Origin of the sequence: Kineococcus aridisoli (assembly GCF_050871885.1) — a bacterium.
Classification (GTDB): Bacteria; Actinomycetota; Actinomycetes; order Actinomycetales; family Kineococcaceae; genus Kineococcus.
Genome location: NZ_JBJLSF010000001.1, coordinates 68,973 through 85,193, shown reverse-complemented (window position 1 = coordinate 85,193; position 16,221 = coordinate 68,973). Strand labels below are relative to the sequence as shown.

Annotated in this window: 13 protein-coding genes and 3 pseudogenes; 2 read left to right on the top strand and 14 right to left on the bottom strand. The window is 70.6% G+C overall.

Annotation, left to right across the window (positions count from 1 at the left end; genetic code table 11):
• Positions 1 to 82: 82 nt before the first annotated feature.
• From ACRYM2_RS00355 to ACRYM2_RS00335, 5 genes are all read right to left on the bottom strand, one after another.
• Positions 83 to 1,288, bottom strand: coding sequence for an SIS domain-containing protein (locus ACRYM2_RS00355; protein ID WP_432519044.1), 1,206 nt, complete (start codon positions 1,286 to 1,288; stop codon positions 83 to 85).
• A gap of 151 nt (positions 1,289 to 1,439) precedes the next feature.
• Complete coding sequence (locus ACRYM2_RS00350) at positions 1,440 to 2,804, bottom strand: family 4 glycosyl hydrolase (RefSeq protein WP_432519043.1); 1,365 nt, start codon at positions 2,802 to 2,804, stop codon at positions 1,440 to 1,442.
• 91 nt (positions 2,805 to 2,895) lie between these two features.
• Entirely contained in the window at positions 2,896 to 3,732 is an 837-nt protein-coding gene (locus ACRYM2_RS00345; protein WP_432519042.1) for a carbohydrate ABC transporter permease, read from the bottom strand.
• On the bottom strand, positions 3,729 to 4,682 hold the full coding sequence (locus tag ACRYM2_RS00340; RefSeq protein WP_432519040.1) for a carbohydrate ABC transporter permease: 954 nt from the start codon (positions 4,680 to 4,682) through the stop codon (positions 3,729 to 3,731). Before ACRYM2_RS00340 ends, ACRYM2_RS00345 begins: the two co-directional genes overlap by 4 nt.
• Positions 4,679 to 6,028 carry an extracellular solute-binding protein gene (locus ACRYM2_RS00335; RefSeq protein WP_432519038.1) on the bottom strand — a complete coding sequence of 450 codons (1,350 nt, stop codon included), beginning with the start codon at positions 6,026 to 6,028 and terminating at the stop codon, positions 4,679 to 4,681. The genes ACRYM2_RS00340 and ACRYM2_RS00335 overlap by 4 nt, the downstream gene beginning before the upstream one ends.
• A 184-nt stretch (positions 6,029 to 6,212) precedes the next feature.
• Here ACRYM2_RS00335 and ACRYM2_RS00330 point away from each other — a divergent pair, with 184 nt between their 5' ends.
• Positions 6,213 to 6,968: a DeoR/GlpR family DNA-binding transcription regulator gene (locus tag ACRYM2_RS00330; protein ID WP_432519037.1), complete on the top strand. Its 756-nt coding sequence runs from the start codon at positions 6,213 to 6,215 to the stop codon at positions 6,966 to 6,968.
• A gap of 78 nt (positions 6,969 to 7,046) precedes the next feature.
• On the opposite strand, the pseudogene ACRYM2_RS00325 reads toward ACRYM2_RS00330, so the two are convergent.
• Both ACRYM2_RS00325 and ACRYM2_RS00320 read right to left on the bottom strand, forming a co-directional pair.
• A pseudogene (locus ACRYM2_RS00325) lies at positions 7,047 to 7,136 on the bottom strand (IS5/IS1182 family transposase); the annotation flags it as partial.
• Between the two features lie 32 nt (positions 7,137 to 7,168).
• A pseudogene (locus ACRYM2_RS00320) lies at positions 7,169 to 8,436 on the bottom strand (IS110 family RNA-guided transposase).
• A gap of 283 nt (positions 8,437 to 8,719) precedes the next feature.
• Here ACRYM2_RS00320 and ACRYM2_RS00315 point away from each other — a divergent pair.
• A pseudogene (locus tag ACRYM2_RS00315) lies at positions 8,720 to 9,118 on the top strand (PDDEXK nuclease domain-containing protein); the annotation flags it as partial.
• Between the two features lie 328 nt (positions 9,119 to 9,446).
• Here the strand turns inward: ACRYM2_RS00315 and ACRYM2_RS00310 are convergent.
• From ACRYM2_RS00310 to ACRYM2_RS00280, 7 genes are all read right to left on the bottom strand, one after another.
• On the bottom strand, positions 9,447 to 10,322 hold the full coding sequence (locus ACRYM2_RS00310; protein ID WP_432519140.1) for an amidase family protein: 876 nt from the start codon (positions 10,320 to 10,322) through the stop codon (positions 9,447 to 9,449).
• Positions 10,217 to 10,912, bottom strand: coding sequence for an AtzH-like domain-containing protein (locus ACRYM2_RS00305; protein ID WP_432519036.1), 696 nt, complete (start codon positions 10,910 to 10,912; stop codon positions 10,217 to 10,219). Before ACRYM2_RS00305 ends, ACRYM2_RS00310 begins: the two co-directional genes overlap by 106 nt.
• Entirely contained in the window at positions 10,909 to 12,054 is a 1,146-nt protein-coding gene (locus tag ACRYM2_RS00300; protein ID WP_432519035.1) for an acetamidase/formamidase family protein, read from the bottom strand. Before ACRYM2_RS00300 ends, ACRYM2_RS00305 begins: the two co-directional genes overlap by 4 nt.
• Positions 12,015 to 12,947 carry an NAD-dependent epimerase/dehydratase family protein gene (locus ACRYM2_RS00295; RefSeq protein WP_432519034.1) on the bottom strand — a complete coding sequence of 311 codons (933 nt, stop codon included), beginning with the start codon at positions 12,945 to 12,947 and terminating at the stop codon, positions 12,015 to 12,017. Before ACRYM2_RS00295 ends, ACRYM2_RS00300 begins: the two co-directional genes overlap by 40 nt.
• Positions 12,948 to 13,192: 245 nt before the next feature.
• On the bottom strand, positions 13,193 to 13,960 hold the full coding sequence (locus ACRYM2_RS00290; protein WP_432519032.1) for an SDR family NAD(P)-dependent oxidoreductase: 768 nt from the start codon (positions 13,958 to 13,960) through the stop codon (positions 13,193 to 13,195).
• A complete protein-coding gene (locus ACRYM2_RS00285) occupies positions 13,953 to 14,831 on the bottom strand; it encodes a GntR family transcriptional regulator (RefSeq protein ID WP_432519031.1) in 879 nt (292 codons plus the stop codon). The genes ACRYM2_RS00290 and ACRYM2_RS00285 overlap by 8 nt, the downstream gene beginning before the upstream one ends.
• Positions 14,828 to 16,129: an amidohydrolase family protein gene (locus ACRYM2_RS00280; protein WP_432519030.1), complete on the bottom strand. Its 1,302-nt coding sequence runs from the start codon at positions 16,127 to 16,129 to the stop codon at positions 14,828 to 14,830. Before ACRYM2_RS00280 ends, ACRYM2_RS00285 begins: the two co-directional genes overlap by 4 nt.
• Positions 16,130 to 16,221: the final 92 nt, after the last annotated feature.

Sequence of the window (16,221 nt, the reverse complement as noted above, 5' to 3'; positions counted from 1 at the left end):
ACCGGCCTCGTCACCGGCCCGCCGAGGGGCAGCCCGGCCGCGGCGACAGCCGACTCGAGCACCGCCCCGGTGCCCGCCCCGGTCACCGCCGCGTTCCGGCATCGTCCAGCGGGTGGATGCTGACGCCCCGCACCACGCGGTTGACGACTCCGCTGGGGAAGGGGTTGTCCGGGGTTCCTCCGTGGGCCAGGGCGAAGCGCAGGGCGAGCAGCTGGGCGATCACTGCGTAGGGAAGCGCGAGCAGGACGTCGGGCACCTGGTCGGCGCCGTCCAGGGTGATGGTGGCAGGGCCACCGCTGCCCACGACGAGCACGTGCTCAGCGCCGAGCGCGCTCTGCAGTTCGGTGACGATGTCGTCGTCGTAGCGCTGGGTGTAGGGGTCGCTGGAGCGGAAGACTACGGCGAGCGTGCCGGTCCGCAGCATCGACTTGGGACCGTGTCGAAAGCCCAGCGGGGTGTCGAAGAAGCTGAGCACCTCGCCCGCGGTCAGCTCCAGCAGCTTCAGCGCCGACTCGCGAGCCAGTCCGGCGAGCACCCCGCTGCCGAGGTAGACGACGCGCTCGTAGCCGCGTGCGGCCAGCGCGGAGAGCTGGTCGGCGCTGCAGAGGGCCTGCTCTCCGGCGTGCACCAGGTGTTCGAGGTGCTGCTCATCGCGTGGTGGGCGAGCATCCGGTGCCAGGGCCAGCCAGCCGGCCAGCAGCATCGAGGTGAAGCTGGAGGTCATCGCGAACCCCCGGTCGTTGGTCACCTCCGGCATGAGCAGCACGTGCGAGGCGGCGGACGTGGTGTGCTCGCGGGCGAGCCGGCCGTGGGGGTTGCAGGTCAGCACCAGGTGGTGCACCGAGCGCAGGCAGCGGTCGGCCAGCTCGGTGGCTGTCATGCTCTCGGGGCTGTCCCCCGAGCGCGCGAAGGAGACGAACAACGTCGGCAGGTCCTCGGCGAAGACCGCTCGCGGGTCGGCGACGACGTCCGTGGTGGCCACGGCGTCCACCCGCCGCCCCAGCGCACGGGTCAGGGCGGGAGCCAGGATGTCGCCGACGAACGCCGAGGTTCCCGCCCCGGAGAGGATGATCCGCAGCTGCGGCTGAGCCAGCAACGGCTCCAGGAACGCGCGCACCTGGCTCTCGCGGGTGCGTGAGTCGGACTGGACGTGGCGCCACACCTGGGGTTGCTGAGCGATCTCGCGCGCGGTGGCCTGGGCCTCGGCGGCCTGCAGCTGCTCCTCCTCGCCTGCGGGGAACCGCCGGGCGGAGTGCTGGTCGGGCAGGGTGGGGATGGGCGTGCTCACGAGCTGCTCCTTCGAGCGTCGAGGGGTCGGAGCCTGGAGTCGTGGTGGCGGGGCTGAATCGCGGGCTGGATCGCGGGCCCGGCGCTGCAGGGAGGCAGGCGTGAGGTGCTGGCCCGCTGAGTGCCGGTCCGCTGAGTGCTGGGCGCCGTGATCAGGCGGGCGCGGTCGCCGCGGCGAAGGGCTCCAGGCCGGCGCCGTGCGCCTTGACCGCATCGTCGAGGATGGCTTCGGCCATGGTGCGCCCGGCGACCAGCGGGTCCAGCACGAGGGCCTGCACGGCCAGCTCGCGGCTGCCTTCCAGAGCGGCGCGCACCGTGATCTCCTGCTGCTGCGCGCGGGCGGTCAGAACCGCGGCGATGGCCTGCGGCAGTGGGCCGACGCCCAGCCCGGTGATCCCGCCGGCTCCCACGACCGCGGGCACCTCGACGACGGCCGTGGACGGCAGGTTGGGGATCTTCCCCTGGTTGGGGACGTTGACCGCCAGTTCCACGTGATCGCGTCCGGTGACGATGGCCTCGGCGATGGAGACGAGCCGCTCGGCTTCCTGGTTCTCACCTTCCGGCAGCGGCAGGGTGCCGTCGGCCTGGGCGTGCAGGCGCTCCCACAGGTCGCTCTTCTCACCGATGTAGCGCATGGTGTCATCGCGTCCGCCCTGCAGGCCCCAGGGCAGGTCGCTCTCGTCGGCCGGTGAGCCGTCGGCGGCGCGCAGGTAGTGGCCGAAGAACTCCGCGACGTGCCGATCCCCCGGTGCCGGGTAGCGCCCGAAGGTGCGGTACAGGTCCGCCGAGACGGCCAGGTGCAGCCCCTCCTCGCTGGTGGCGGGAGCATCGATGCCGCCGGCGCGTTCGGTGACGGCCTGGCGCAGGCGGGGGTAGAGGTCCTGCGGGCCGTGGTGCAGCTCCAGCAGCCAGCACAGGTGGTTCAGCCCCGCGAAGGTCGCGTGGACCTCCCCGGCCGGCACGCCGAGGTCGGCGGCGATCTTGGCCAGGGTGTGCATCGTGCCGTGGCACAGGCCCACCGCCTGCACCGGTGTCTGTGAGGTGATGCCCATGACGTTGGCGGTCAACGGGTTGGAGTAGTTGACCAGCTGCGCCTGTGGAGCCAGGTCTGCGACGTCGCGGGCGATGGCCACCAGTTCGGGCACGTGGCGCAGTGCACGCAGCACGCCGCCGGGGCCGACGCTGTCGCCCACGGTCTGGGCGATGCCGTAGCGGGTGGGGACCTCGACGTCGTGGCGCCAGCCCTCGGCTGCGCCGACGGCGATGGTCGTGGTGACGAAGCGGGCACCGGGCAGGGCCTCGCGGCGGTCGGTGTGCGGGGTGAACGTCAAGTCTGCGCCGCGCTGGGTGGCGATGCGTCGCCCGAGGCGGGCCATCGTGTCGGCGGCCTCGGCGTTGAGGTCGACCAGGTGCACGTTCCAGCCGTCGAAGATGCGGCTGGAGGCCAGGTCGGTCATCAGGCCGGGGGTGAAGACGGTGCTTCCTGCACCGATGAGGACGATGGACTTGTCAGCCATGAGGTGTGCCTCTTTCGCTCGTGCACGTGGTGGCGCCGCCCTCGCTATTGCGCGGAGTGGCAGCGCGGGAGGTGGCAGCGCGGGGGGGCGCTCACTTGGTGCTGCCGGCCAGCAGGCCGTTGACGATGTAGCGGTTGAAGATCAGGGCCAGGGCTGCGGGCACGGCGATGGCCAGCACGCCGGCGGCGTTGAGCAGGGTGGAGGGGACCACGTGCCGTCCCTGCAGGGAAGCGATGACGACCGTGAGCGGCTGGGTGGAGATGTCGCTGGAGAGGACCAGGGGGAAGAGGAACTGCGCCCAGGCGAAGAGGAAGGTGATCAGCGCGGTGGAGATGATGCCCGGGCGGGCCAACGGCAGCAGCAGGTGCCACAGGACCTGCAACCGGTGCGCACCGTCGACCAGGCCGGCTTCCTCGATGCTGACCGGCAGGCTGGCGAAGTAGTTGTGCAGGATCCAGGTGGCCAGTGGCAGGAAGCCGGAGACGTACACCAGGACGATACCGGTGTAGGTGTTCACCAGTCCCAGGCTGCTCATGATGCGGTACAGCGGGATGAGGGTGGTGTAGGCGGGGAAGGCCATGGTGGCCAGCAGTGCGTAGAAGAGCAGGTTGCGCCCGCGAAAGTGCATGCGTGCGAAGGCGTAGGCGGCCAGGGTCGCCAGGACCACGGTGATGATGGTGGCCAGTCCGCACTCGATGACGATGTTCAGCGAGGCGCGCCGGATCTGCTCGGGCACGTCACCGGATCCGGTGAGCAGCGCCCGGTAGTTGTCCAGGGTCGGTCGGGTCGGCACGTACTGGGCGGGGCTGGATCGGGCATCGGCTTCGGTCTGGATGCTGGTCTTGACCGCCCAGTACACCGGGATCAGCGACCACAGCAGGACCAGGACGATGCCGCTCCAGCGCAGGGCGGGGGTGCGGGTCCTCACAGCTCCACCTTGCGGTAGACCAGCCGGACCACCGCGAAGGAGATCACCAGGGTGGTCAGGGTGATGAGCAGCGACAAGGCGTACCCCTGTCCGAAGTCGAGGTTCTGGAAGCTGATGAAGTAGGTCTGCATCATCACCGAGGCGCCGGTGTCGGCTGCCCCGTTGAGGACGTACGGCTGGTCGAAGACGTTCAAGGTGGCGATGGCGGCTTGGACCATGGCCACTGCGATGCCCGGGCGGGCCAACGGCAGAGTGATGCGCCAGAAGGCTGACCAGCGCGAGCAGCCGTCGATCTGTGCGGCCTCGTACAGCTCAGCGGGGATCAGCTGCAGCGCGGCGAGGATGAGCAGCGCCGAGAGCGGGGTGATCTGCCAGACCTGCACGAGCTCGATGAGCGCGATGGTCAGCAGCCGGTGCTGGCCCAGCAGCAGCGTGTCGCCGGAGCCCAGGTGCAGCGAGGCCACCAGGCTGTTGATCAGCCCGGAGCTGGGATCGAAGATGCCGCTCCACAGGATGCCCTCGACCACCCCGGGCAGCGCCCACGGCAGGATGGCGACGGCGATCACCAGGCTGCGGCCGCGGAAGGGGCGCTGCAGCACCACCGCGATGGCCACGCCGAGCAGGGTGGAGAGCGTGACGCCGACGAGGACGTAGAAGCCGGTGTTGACCAGGCTGGAGACGACGGCGTCGTTGCGCAGCAGGCGGGTGAAGTTGCCGAGGCCGTCGAAGCGCGTCGGCGGGTCCAGTGCGCTGACGCGGAAGAAGGACTGGACGACGGTGAAGACCGCGGGGACCAGGGCCAGGCAGATGATGAAGACGGCGACGGGGGCGACGAGCAGGTAGGGCAGCAGGTCGACGCGGCGCCGGCCGGTGGCGGTGGCCTCGCCCGCAGCGGTGCCGGCGCCACCGGTGGCGCCCGGTGTCCTGGGTGCCTGCGAAGTCGATGTCACGAACCGCTCGCCAGTTGCTCGGCCTTGTCGGCGACGCCCTCCATGGCGGCTTGCACGCTCATCGAGCCGGTGGCTGCGGCGTGCAGGTTGGTGTAGACGGCGTTGGAGAACTCCGGGTACCAGGTGGGGGCCCCGCCCTCGAAGACCGGCCTCGACTTCTCCAGCATCGGGATCAGTGCATCGCCCTGCACGAGGTTGCCACCGCTGGTCATCGCCTGCACCGCCGAGAGACGGGAGGGGATCGGGTAGCCAGTGTAGGCCTTCTCGGGTCCGTTGACGCCGGCGAAGTCGGTCTGCTGCTGCTGGGAGGTGAACCACTCGATGAACTTGGCTGCGGCGTCGGGGTACCTGGCCTGCTTGGGGATGCCGATGCCGTCGGGGTTGCTGAGGTTTGCCGCGGGCCCGTCCACCCCCGGGGTGGGCAGGTAGCGGACCTTGCCGACGACGGTGCTGGAGGCGGGGACGTCATAGAGGGTGCCGACGGTGCCGGAGTAGTCGGAGAAGGTGCTGGCGACCTGCCCTTGGGCCATCAGCGTCTGCTGGCCCTGGCTGTCGGTGACGTTGATGCTGCCGGGCGCGACGAGTCCTTCGGTCAGGGCGCCCACCATCCACTCGGCTGCGCGGTAGCCGCCGGAGTCCGGGTCGGTGAACTGCGCCTCGCCGTTCTCGTCCAGGACGCTGCCCCCGAAGGCCGCGGTGGTCTCGTACCAGTAGGTGGAGAGTCCTTCGGCGGCCGCGAAGGGGATGTTCAAGGGGTGCTCGACTATGCCCCGGGCCTTGATCTGACGCAGGGCTTCGGTGTACTCCTCGATCGTCGCCGGCGCTGGGTCGACTCCCGCGGCGGTGAACATGTCGACGTTGATGGTGGTCACCATGAAGGAGGCGTCGTAGGGGATGCCGACCACGTGGCCGCCGGTGCTAAAGGAGGCCAGCTGCGGCACGTCCTCTGCCATGGCGTCGGTGTCGAGGTAGGACTCCATCGGGTGGAACCAGCCGAGCCTGCCCAGCTGCCCCACTCGGGACCAGTCGACGTTGGTGGCGTCGGCGAAGTAGGTGTTGGCGGTGGCTGCCGCGGAGATCTTGGTCTGCAGGCTGTCCCAGTCGAGGTTGACCCACTTGACGGTGATGCCGGTGTCCTGGGTGAAGGTGTCCAGGGCGGCCTGCGGCAGCGGGTCCCCGGCCAGCGCGACGGTGATGGTGACACCGCTGGTCTGGGTGGATCCGCCGCTGCTGGCGCCGCTGCCGCCGCCGCAGCCGGCGCTCAGCAGCACCGCGGTGGCACCGGCCAGCGCGCTGCGGCGCGAAAGCGCTGCTCGGGCTGCTGGTGCGCTTCCCTGCTTCGGCATGACGCCTCCCAAGTGCATGGATTTTGCGCAGATCGCTCACTTCACTGTGAGCACTTTTGCGCGGTTGTCGAAGTGAACACTAGGAGTCCACTCCATCGCCGTCAACGGCCTCATGTTGCGTTCTTGTTGCGGACACGCTCGTGAGTGAACGCGCAAAAGTGCTCACTCGGGTAGGGTCCGACGGATGCGGAAGGCTGAACGGCTCAGCGCGATCCTCGATCGCGTCTCCGACGGCGGATCGGTGGACGTCATCGAGTTGGCCGCAGCACTGGGCGTCTCCGGGGCCACGGTGCGCCGGGACCTGCAGACGCTCAGCACCAACGGCCTGCTGGTGCGCACCCACGGCGGAGCGGTGGCCAACCAGGTGGGCGATGAGCTGCCGGTGCGGGTGAAGGCGACGCGCCGCCACGGCGACAAGCGCCGCATCGGTGCAGCGGCGGCAGCCCTCATCCACGACGGCGCCATCGTCGGGATGACCGGTGGCTCCACCGCCCTCGAACTCGCCCGGGCCCTCAACGAGCGGCGAGGCATCACGGTGGTCACCAACGCGCTCGACATCGCCGTCGAGCTGGCCGGACGCAACGGCATCCGCCTAGTCGTGATCGGGGGCATCGTCCGCCACTCGCTGGAGCTCGTCGGACCGGCGGCGGAGTCGATGCTCTCCAACTACCACCTCGACATGGCCTTCATCGGCGTCGACGGCCTGAGCATCGAGGACGGCTGCACCACTTACGATGAGATGGAGGCGCAGACCGACCTCGCCTTCCTGCGCCGCTCTCGGCGCAGCATCGTCATCGCCGACAGCTCCAAGATCGGCAGGGTGACGTTCGCGCGCATCAGCGCCCTGTCCGAGGTCGACGACCTCGTCACCGATCGCGGCGCCACCCCTGAGGACCTGGAGGCCGTGCGAAGCGCAGGAGTACACGTCGTCACCGTGTAGCTCACCTCGCCGTGCAGCTCACCAGGCACGTCGCGCTCTAACAGCTCCTTTCACTGTGAGGTCGGGAGCTTGCGGTGGCTAGATCAGTGCGCACGCCAGCTGTAGCAGACCCAGATGCCGGTCAGCGCGCACCTCGTAGCGGGTACGCAGCCGCTTGAACTGGTGCAACGCCCCCGCAAGACATCCCACGGGACCAACGGTCAAGCGGCAACCACAGCCAGAGCTGGCCTAGTGCTGGGCCAAGCGATGGACTCGTCATAGGTCAGGTGATGGCGCAGGCAGCCGTGCAAGATGCCGACGAGGCGGTTACCCAGCGCCCGCAAGGCCTGGTGGTGGGTGGCGCCGGTGGCGCGGCGGCTGTCGTAGTAGGCGCGGGCTCCCGGGGAGGTGGTCAGCGCACTGAGAGCTTGGGCGTAGAGCGCATCGGCCAGACGACGGTTGCGGACATGACGAGCCAAGACGGCTTTGCTCTTGCCCGAGGCGCGCGTGATCGGTGAGGTGCCGGCGTAGTTGCGCCGCTACTTTACGTCGGCGTAGGGCTCAGCATCGTCGCCGAAATCGGCCAGCACCCGGGCGGCGAGGACCGGCCCGAGCCCGGGCTGGCTCGAGTAGACCTCAGCGTCCGGGGGCTGGCCAAAGTGAGCACTCACCTGCTCCGCCAGTGCTTGAACTTGCCGGGTGAGTTCGGCGATGACCGCGACCAGCGCGCTGACGCTGGCGCCGTAGGCGGTGTCCACGCCCTCACGCGCGGCCAGCCGCGGCGACTGTAGGGCGGCGTGCAGACGCTGTGCCATCACCGTCACGGACCGCTGCCGGCCCGCCGTTCGCAGCACCTTCTCCAAGCGAGCGATACTCAACCGTCGCCCTTGCGCGGGCGTGGGAGCGATTGCCAGGACGTCGGCAGCAGCTGGACTGAGCAGCCCGTCCTCCTCCTCGGCGAAAGCTTGCAGTGCAGCGGGGTAGAACTCCCCCAGCATCGAACGCAGCATGTTGACCTGCCGCTGACGCGACCAGACCAACGACTGATGAGAACGCGCCAGCACCTTGACCGCCTCGGCCAGCACTGAGTCGCCCGCGATGAGCCGGTGGTGCGCGCGGTCCAAGCGCACGAGCTCTGCCAGGGTGTGCGCGTCGCCGGCGTCCCTCTTGGCCCCAAGGCGCCGTGCCGTTGGCGGTAGCGAGCCGCCTGCAGCGGGTTGATGGCGTGGACCTGGGGGTACCGCCCGCTCGCGGGGGAATAGCCCGCGGCCATCAAGGCCGGCACCCACGGCCCGCGGTCGGTCTCGATGCCGACCACGACATCGGTGGGCTCGCCCCCATCCGCGAGATGATCGGCAATCAGTGCGTGCAGCGCCTCGACGCCTGCGATGCCCTCGCGCAGTCGTCGCCTCGCCAGGCGTCTGCCGTCCTCGGCGACGATCTCCACGTCATGGTGATCTTCCGCCCAGTCGTCCCCGATGAACAGCATCATCCTTCCCCGCTCTCCTCGACCGCGGATCCCGCACGAGCACCAACGCGAGCCGGAAGAGGACCGGAGCAACCTAATGGATTAGTGCTCAGCCACGATCAGACGGCACGACATCCCACCAGCCGTGCAGACCTCCTCGCCAACCGACTGGGGCACGCTTTTGCGGAAGACCTCGATCTGCAGGCCCGCGGGAGGAAGTGCTCACCAGCCAGCGGATCGGACACCAGCTTGGCCCATGACCAACCCGGTGCACACCCATTAGCGGGAGGTACTCCAGGACACCCTCACGGCCTTCGGGCACGGGATGGCCTTCGTCGGCCGGCAGGTGCACTTCCCCGTCGACGACAGCGAGATGGTCGTCGACCTCCTGCTCTTCTCCGTCGAGCAGGTACGCTACGTCGTCGTCGAGCTGAAGGTGGGCGCCTTCTCCCCCGCCTACACCGGCCAGCTCGGCGCATACGTGGCCCTCGTCGACGAGCGGCTGCGCCGGCCGGAGCGGCACGCCCCCACCGTCGGAATCCTCCTGTGCACCGAGGCGCCCCGCGAGCAGGCGGTGCGCTACGCCCTGACCAGCACCGCCGCCCCGGTGGCGGTGGCCGCCTACACCTACGACACGCTTCCACCGGAGGAGCAGGCCGCACTGCCGGACGCGGCAACCCTGGCCGCGGTCAGCCCCTCGTGACGATGTGAGCGCAGTTCCAGGTGACATGCCTACGGATGCGCGCTGCGCATCAGCAACTCATGGCATGTCACGCGGTCGCGTCAGGAGCGAACGGGGAGCAGGCCCAGAGGGCGCTCGTCCAAGCCGGCGCGGTGCTTGAAGCACGCATGGATCAGTTCCGGTGGATGGCCATCCGATCAGCAGCGCGTCGGTGCCACCTCGGTGAGAAGCGACAACAGTGATCGGTCCTGTCCGCGCGGGGCCAACACGCACAGACCGATGGGCAGGTCACCGACGCGGCCCCAGGGCAGGCCCAATGCGGGGACACCGGCTTGTGAGGCCAAGGTCGTCAGCTGCAGGGTGCCGTGCGGATTCTCTCGAGGTCATCACTGGTGGCTTCGATGGGCGGCGCTGGGCTTGCGGTGCTTGGCAGGCACAACCATCCCCGCTGCAAGATCGTCTCTAGTCGGGCGGCCGTCTGCGCAATCGTTGAGCGCGCCGCCTGCAGAGCATGCGCATCGATGTCGACTCCCGCCCGGAAGCGTTCCTCAACGTCCGGGGAGAGGGCACCAGGATTGGCGCTGATGAAGCCGCCGTGGTTGGCCCAGGCCTCGGCCGCCTGCACGGTACGGAAGGCGGCCGTCCAAGCCGCGACCTGCTCGAGGGTGAAGTCATCGTCAAGGTCGTGGATGGGCAATCCCGTCTGGACCGCCAGCGCCGTCATGGCGGCCTCCACGGCCAGAGCGGCCGGAGGTTGAGCCAGGTGCAGGAGCGTGCGAGAGCGCAGCAGTGCCTGAGCTCGCTGCACCTGAGCTCGAGGCAGCAGCGCTGCCGCGGCCGCCTCAAGCACGACAGCATCACGTGCCAGCAGACCCAAGGTGTCGAAGGAGTGAGCCAGTGGCAGGACGCCGGTGGTGTCAATGATGCCGTGGGTGGGTCGCCAGGCGTACAAGGCGCTGAAGGAGCCTGGTACGCGCAGCGAGCCTGCGGTATCGGTGCCCAGACCGAGCTCAGCAGCTCCCGAGGCCAGCGCGGCCGCTGATCCGGAGGAGGAACCACCGGGTACATGGCCGGGAGCGGCGGCGTTGAACGGCGTGCCGTAGTGGGCGTTGGTGCCCATCAAGGAGAAGGCCAGCTCATCGGTTCGAGCGATGCCGGCGATCTGGGCGCCGGCGGCCAGCAGGGCGTGCAACGCCGGAGCACTGTCCTTCTCGACAGCCGCCAGCTGCAGTCAGCGCGGCACGCCGCCTCCGATGCGCTGTCCGGCGATCGCGATGATGTCCTTGACGGCGATCCGTACTCCGAGCAGAGGTCCGCTGGCGCCGCCGCGCGGCAACTGCTGGCCCTCGCGGAGGGTCCGCCACGTGGCCTCGTCCTCGGTCGTAGCAGCATCCGACTGCGGCGATAGAGCGGGTACCGCGCTGGAGACGTGCGCAGCCATGATCTGCCAGCCGTGGTCCCTGCGGTGCCACAGCTGGTCTGCACGCCACTGCCGCCGTCGAGGCGTTCGGTCTCCGAGACGGTCAGCGCGTCGTCGGGGCTGATCCAGCGCACGTGCACACGCCGCAGCCAGCGCCGTGGCGCGCCTGCTCGCCGTCGGCGATGGGCAGCGACCTGCTCGTGACCGACCAGGGCACCGCCGGCTTCGGCGCGCAAGGTCGTCTGTGCTGGCGCAAAGAGAGCGTTCAACTCCTCGAGATCATCCTCTCGCAGGGCCTTCTCGTAGCGCGCGGCCGCTGCAAGCAGATCGGCCTCAAGCACGCTCAGGTTGAGCTGGCTGACATCGAGCGGTTCCGCGTTGCTGGGTTCATTCATGCCATCTCCGCCACGTGCGTGATTGCGGCATCGTGCTGTTCTCGTCGACGATGCTGTTGCGGCGCACCCGGCAGCTCAGCGAGGTCGACCTTGCGCAGCAGCCCGTGCGCGCCGCTGACGCGGTCCACCACCTGCGAGACCGCGAAGTCGCCTGCCGCGGACAGGTAGGCCAGGGCGTGCGGGGGGTCCATTCCGCGGTCGACGAGCAGGGCGATCGCGGTGCGCACGGCCGCGCGCACGGCCTCGTCGAGGTCGGCGTCGATGCCGATGGGCACCAGCAGCTCCGGCGTCTCGCCCCACAGGGCCTCGCGCACCCGCACGGCGTCGGCGGGGACAAGGGCCAGGCGCAGGCGCGCGCGCAGCGGGGCCTCGAAGGCGGTCAGCGCCACCTCGCCGTCGCCCTGGGCGTAGTGCGGGTCGCCGACGTAGAAGAGCGCGCCGTCGACCTGCACCGGCAGGTGCAGCGTCGAGCCGGCGCCCAGCACGGACACGTCGAGGTTGCCCCCGTGCAGCCCCGGCGGCACCGAGTGCAGGTGCTCGGGACCGGGTGTGCCCACGCCCACCAGGCCCAGGAACGGCTTGAGCGGGAAGCGGACCCGCGCGTCGGTGCCCGCCCCCGCGGGCATGCTGCCGCGCCGCGCCCCCGTGAGCGGGTCGGTCTCCACCCGGGCCAGGACCGAGAAGAGCCCGGCGCCGTCGAGGGGGAACTCCCCGGGTAGCGCGCCGCGCCCGTGGCGGTTGCTGACCACGCCGTGGTCGGCGCGCAGCGCCAGCGCCTCGACGGTGACCGAGAGCACGTCGCCCGGGCGCGCGCCGCGCACCCGCACCGGGCCGGTGACCACGTGCGGGCCCTGCACGGCCGGGTCGTGAGGGACGCTGCGGGCGATCTCGACGGCGTCGGGCAGGACGGCGGCGGCCTCGACGCCGCGGGCGGTGAAGAAGGCCACCGGGTCGCGGCCCTGGTCTTCGAGGATGCCCTCGTGGCTGACGGTGTCCACGACGAGCACGTCACCGGGATCGACCTCCAGGACGGGGCGGTCCCCCGCGCACGGCAGGTCGCCCCAGCGGACGGTGGACGGCGTCGAGGGCAGCTGGTGGACCGTCAACGAACCGTCACCGCGCCCGCGGATGTTGCCAGCCACGTGGCGTAGCGCGCGATGCCCTCGCTCAACGGCACCGTGGGTGCGTAGCCGAGCTCAGCGGCTGCGGCCGACAGGTCGAAGCGGCCCTGCGGTGGATCCAGCGGGTCCGGCCCGCAGCCGAACTGCGCCGTGGCGCCGGGCAGGACGTCGGCGACCGCCGCCGCCACCTGCGGCAGGGTGGGGTAGTCGCCACCGGTGATGGTCAGCACCCGCCGCTGGAAGGGCTCAGGGCGGTCCACAGCGGCGGTCAGCGCACGGACCACGTCGTCGAGGTGAACGAACTGGCGGTGGAAGTCCGCACCGTAGGGCAGCTGGAAGGTACGCCCTTGCAGCGCGGCCAGCAGCAGCTCACGGATGACGCAGTCGGTGGCGCGCCGTGGTCCGTAGACCCAGGACAGGCGCAGGCTCACCCCGTCCAGGCCGTACTGGTGTGCGTAGGCGTCGACCAGGTGTTCGCTGGCGAGCTTGCTGGCGGGGTAGAGGCTGGCCGGTGCCGGCAGGTGCTGCTCGTTGATCGGTCCGGGGCCGGTCGAGCCGAAGACGGTGGCCGAGGAGGCGAAGACGAAGCGGCGGGCGCCGTGGATGCGGGCTACTTCCCGCAGGTTGGCCGTGCCGACGACGTTCACCGCGACCATGGAGGCGGAGCGGTCGCGGGCGACCATGGGACCGGAGTGGGCGGCGCAGTGCACCACCGCATCCAGCGTGCCGGCGGCGCCGGCCAACTCGTGCAGGCGGTGCACATCGCAGACATCACCGGCCAAGACTTGGACGCCGTCGATGTCCCCGGCGACCTGGTCGACGGCGATGACGTGCCGGCCGCTGGCGCGCAGTGTGCGCGTCAGGGCGTGCCCGACCAGACCGGCGGCGCCGGTGACCAGGACTGCTGCTTCCACGGGGGTCCTCCTGCATCAAGGGGTGGTGCTCGTGTGCGCGCCGGCGGCGCCGGCTGAGGCGGTGGCTGAGATGCTGGCCGAGGCGGTGACGATGCTTGTCTCGGCGCGTGGATCACTCTCGCTCGTGTGCCACGGTCCGGGCGGCGTCTGCACCGCTGACGCCGCCCAACGGGCGGTCACCAACGGGCGGTGACCAACGGGTGGTTCACCAGCGGGTGGCGGTGCGCTGCGGCGAGCGGGGCTGCTCAGGCGGTGTACCCACCGTCGACGACCAGGGTGCTGCCGGTCATGAAGGCGGCCCCGGGTCCGGCCAGGAAGACGATGGGCTCGGCGATCTCCTGTGCCGTGGCCAGGCGGCCGAGGGGGTGCATGGCGACCAGGTCGTCCAGGGTGCCTTGGGGTCCGCGGCGCCCATCGGCGAACTGCCGGCGCAGCAGCGGCGTGTCGACCGCCCCGGGGCAGACGGCGTTCACCCGCACCCCGTCGCCGGCCAGCTCCAGGGCGGTGCTGCGGGTAAAGCCGAGGACGGCCGCCTTGGAGGCGGTGTAGGCCGCGAAGCGCTCTGCGCCCACCAGCGCCAGCTGAGAGGCGACGTTGATCACGCAGCCGCGGGCTCGGCGCAGGGCCGGCAGCGTCTCACGCAGCACCAGGAAGGTGGCGCGCAGGTTGGTGTGCAGCACGCGGTCCCAGTCCTCGGCGCTGGTCTGCTCGAGGCTGGCCACGTGCTCGATGCCAGCGGCGTTGACCAGGACATCCAACCTGCTGCCGTCGGGGACCGCGGCGCGCACGGCGGCGATGGTGGCTGCCTCATCGCGCAGGTCGACGGTGTGCGAGCTGACCCCTGCCACGGCGGGCACGGCGCCGGTGTCGCGGTCCAGGACCGCCACGTGCGTGCCGGTGGCGGCGAGCGCGGCCACCACCGCGGCCCCGATGCCTGAGCCTCCCCCGGTGACCAGCGCGGTGCGGGCGGGAGCGTGGACAGGACTCGGCGATGGGTCGATGGGTTCAGGCATGGCGGGCCTCCGCGGCGGTCGGGATGGCTCCAGCGCCGATCGTGATGTCTGTGGCGTGCTCGCCGGCGCCCGTGCCGCGGGCACCGCTGGAGTGGTCGGTGGGCGGGTCCAAGGACGGGTCCAGGGACGGGTCGATGCGGACGCCGGAGGTGTACAGGTAGGAGGCGCGGGAGAGCAGGACGTGGGCGCGCATGAGGCCATCGGCGCGCAGGGCGTCACCGGCGGCGATGGCGGCCACGATCTCGCGGTGCTCCTGCCAGGAGTTCGCCCGGTGGCGCACGTCCACGGTGTACAGCCACTCCAGCTTGGCCGACAGCTGAGCCAGCATCCGCTGCAGGCTGCTGTTGCCCGACATGGATGCGATGTGCTGGTGCAGCAGAGTGTTCAGGCGGGCGTCCTCGCTGATGTCGCCTGCCCGCTCGGCCGCTGCTCCTCGTTGGAGCAGGTCTTCCAGCACCGCCAGGTCGGTCGGTGAGCAGTTCCCCGCGGCGCGGCGGGCGGTCAGGCGCTCAACGGTCTCACGTACGGTGAACAGGTCGTCCGCATCGGCGGCGGTGATGATGCTGACCCTGACGCCCTTGTACGGGGCGATGGTGACGAATCCCTCGACCTCCAAGACCCGCAGTGCCTCACGCACCGGCACGCGGGAGACGGCATAGAGCTCGCCGAGGACCTCCTCGGTCAGGCGTTGGCCGGGTCGGAAGCGTCCACGCAAGATGTCCTGGCGCAGGCCGTCAGCTACCTGCTGAGCCCGGCTGGCTCCCGCTGCAGCGTGGGTGGGTGGTGCCGCTGCAGCGTGGGTGGGTGGTGCCGCTGCAGCGTGGGTGGGTGGTGATGCAGGGCGGCGGGCGGTCCATGGCGTTGCTTTCACGTCAGGCGCCGCAGGACATCTGGAGCCACCCGCACGGCATCGACCGCGCGTTCGACCTCGGCCAGCAACAATGGCGCACTCGAGTCCTCACCCACCTCCCAGCGGCCCAGGCCGAGGATCTGGGCCGGGGAGGTGGTGACGGCATGCAGCAGCTGCAGCTGGCCGGCGCGGTCGCCGATGTGGCAGACCAGGCTGGCCAGCCAGGCTGCGCGCAGCAGGCCACCGCCGCTGACGGGGGTGAAGGGGTTCTGGTGGTTGTTGCTGGCCAGGGCGACTCTCACCCCGGCCTCTAGCAGGGCGCGCACCGGCGCCACCCCGCGCACGCCGGGGCGCTGTGCGGTGCGTCCGGACAGCCACAGGTCGGTGGTCGGGATGGCGGTGATGGAGGTGCCGCTGTCGCGCAGGCCTGCCAGCACCCGAGCCAGGCGCTGAGGACTCATGGCGGACAGGGCGGTCATGTGACCGAGGTTGACGCGCCCTTCGAGGCCGGCGCGGGCCGCGGCTGCCAGCACCAGGTCGATCTGGGCGGCCTGCGGGTCGTCGGTGAGGTCCAAGTGAAGGTCCACCGGCAGCCCACGCTCGGCGGCCAGGGCGAAGACCAGCTCGAGGTGGAGTTCAGGGTCGTCGTCGGCGTAGGGGCAGCCGCCCACCACGGTGCACCCGTCGTCGAGCGCGCGGTTCATCCACCGTGCAGCGTCCGGATCGTGGCTGGTGCCCAGCTGAGGGAAGGCGACCAGCTGCAGCTGTACCAGGGGATGACGCGCTGCTGCCTCGCGGTGCACCTGCACGACCACCGGGTCGATGCCGGTGCCGACCTCCACGTGGGCTCGGGCGGCGACGGTGCCCTGTCGGGTCATCTGCGTCAGCAGCCGGTCCATCCCCTGGCGCACGATGTCCAGGCCGCGCTCTTCACGCAGTCGCTGTACGGCCGCCATCGCCTGCTGCAGGCCACCTGCTCCCGCCGCTCCACCTGCTCCCGCCGCTCCGCCTGCTCCTGCCGCTCCGCCTGCTCCTATTGCTTCGGTCGCTCCAGCTGTCGCGGTGACCGCGGTCCCCGCTCCACCCAGGGTGCGCTGCTGCCTGCAGTCGGCGTCACCATCGAGCAGGTGGCCTTCGGGCAGGTCATCCTCCTCGAGCAGGGCGAGCAGGTACGCCTTGTCCAGGTGGATGTGGGCATCGACGAGTCCGGGCAGCAGGCTGTGGCCTCGTCCGTCGACGTCGCCGCGGCCCCAGCGCGTGGGCTCGGTCTGCGGCGCGCTGAGGCGGCTGATCCGTCCCTCGCTGATGTGCACATCCATCGGAGCGGGGTGGGTGGGGGTGCGCGTGGAGCGGATGACGAAGGAAGCCGGGGCCGGGGCCGGGGTCGGGACAGCGGTGGGGTGGTGCATGT

Bases quoted from the DNA above. Each gene is read 5' to 3' on its own strand.
- ACRYM2_RS00350 (WP_432519043.1), bottom strand. From the start codon at position 2,804: ATGGCTGACAAGTCCATCGTCCTCATCGGTGCAGGAAGCACCGTCTTC.
- ACRYM2_RS00330 (WP_432519037.1), top strand. From the start codon at position 6,213: ATGCGGAAGGCTGAACGGCTCAGCGCGATCCTCGATCGCGTCTCCGAC.
- ACRYM2_RS00305 (WP_432519036.1), bottom strand. From the start codon at position 10,912: ATGAATGAACCCAGCAACGCGGAACCGCTCGATGTCAGCCAGCTCAAC.
- ACRYM2_RS00335 (WP_432519038.1), bottom strand. From the start codon at position 6,028: ATGCCGAAGCAGGGAAGCGCACCAGCAGCCCGAGCAGCGCTTTCGCGC.
- ACRYM2_RS00290 (WP_432519032.1), bottom strand. From the start codon at position 13,960: ATGCCTGAACCCATCGACCCATCGCCGAGTCCTGTCCACGCTCCCGCC.
- ACRYM2_RS00280 (WP_432519030.1), bottom strand. From the start codon at position 16,129: ATGGATGTGCACATCAGCGAGGGACGGATCAGCCGCCTCAGCGCGCCG.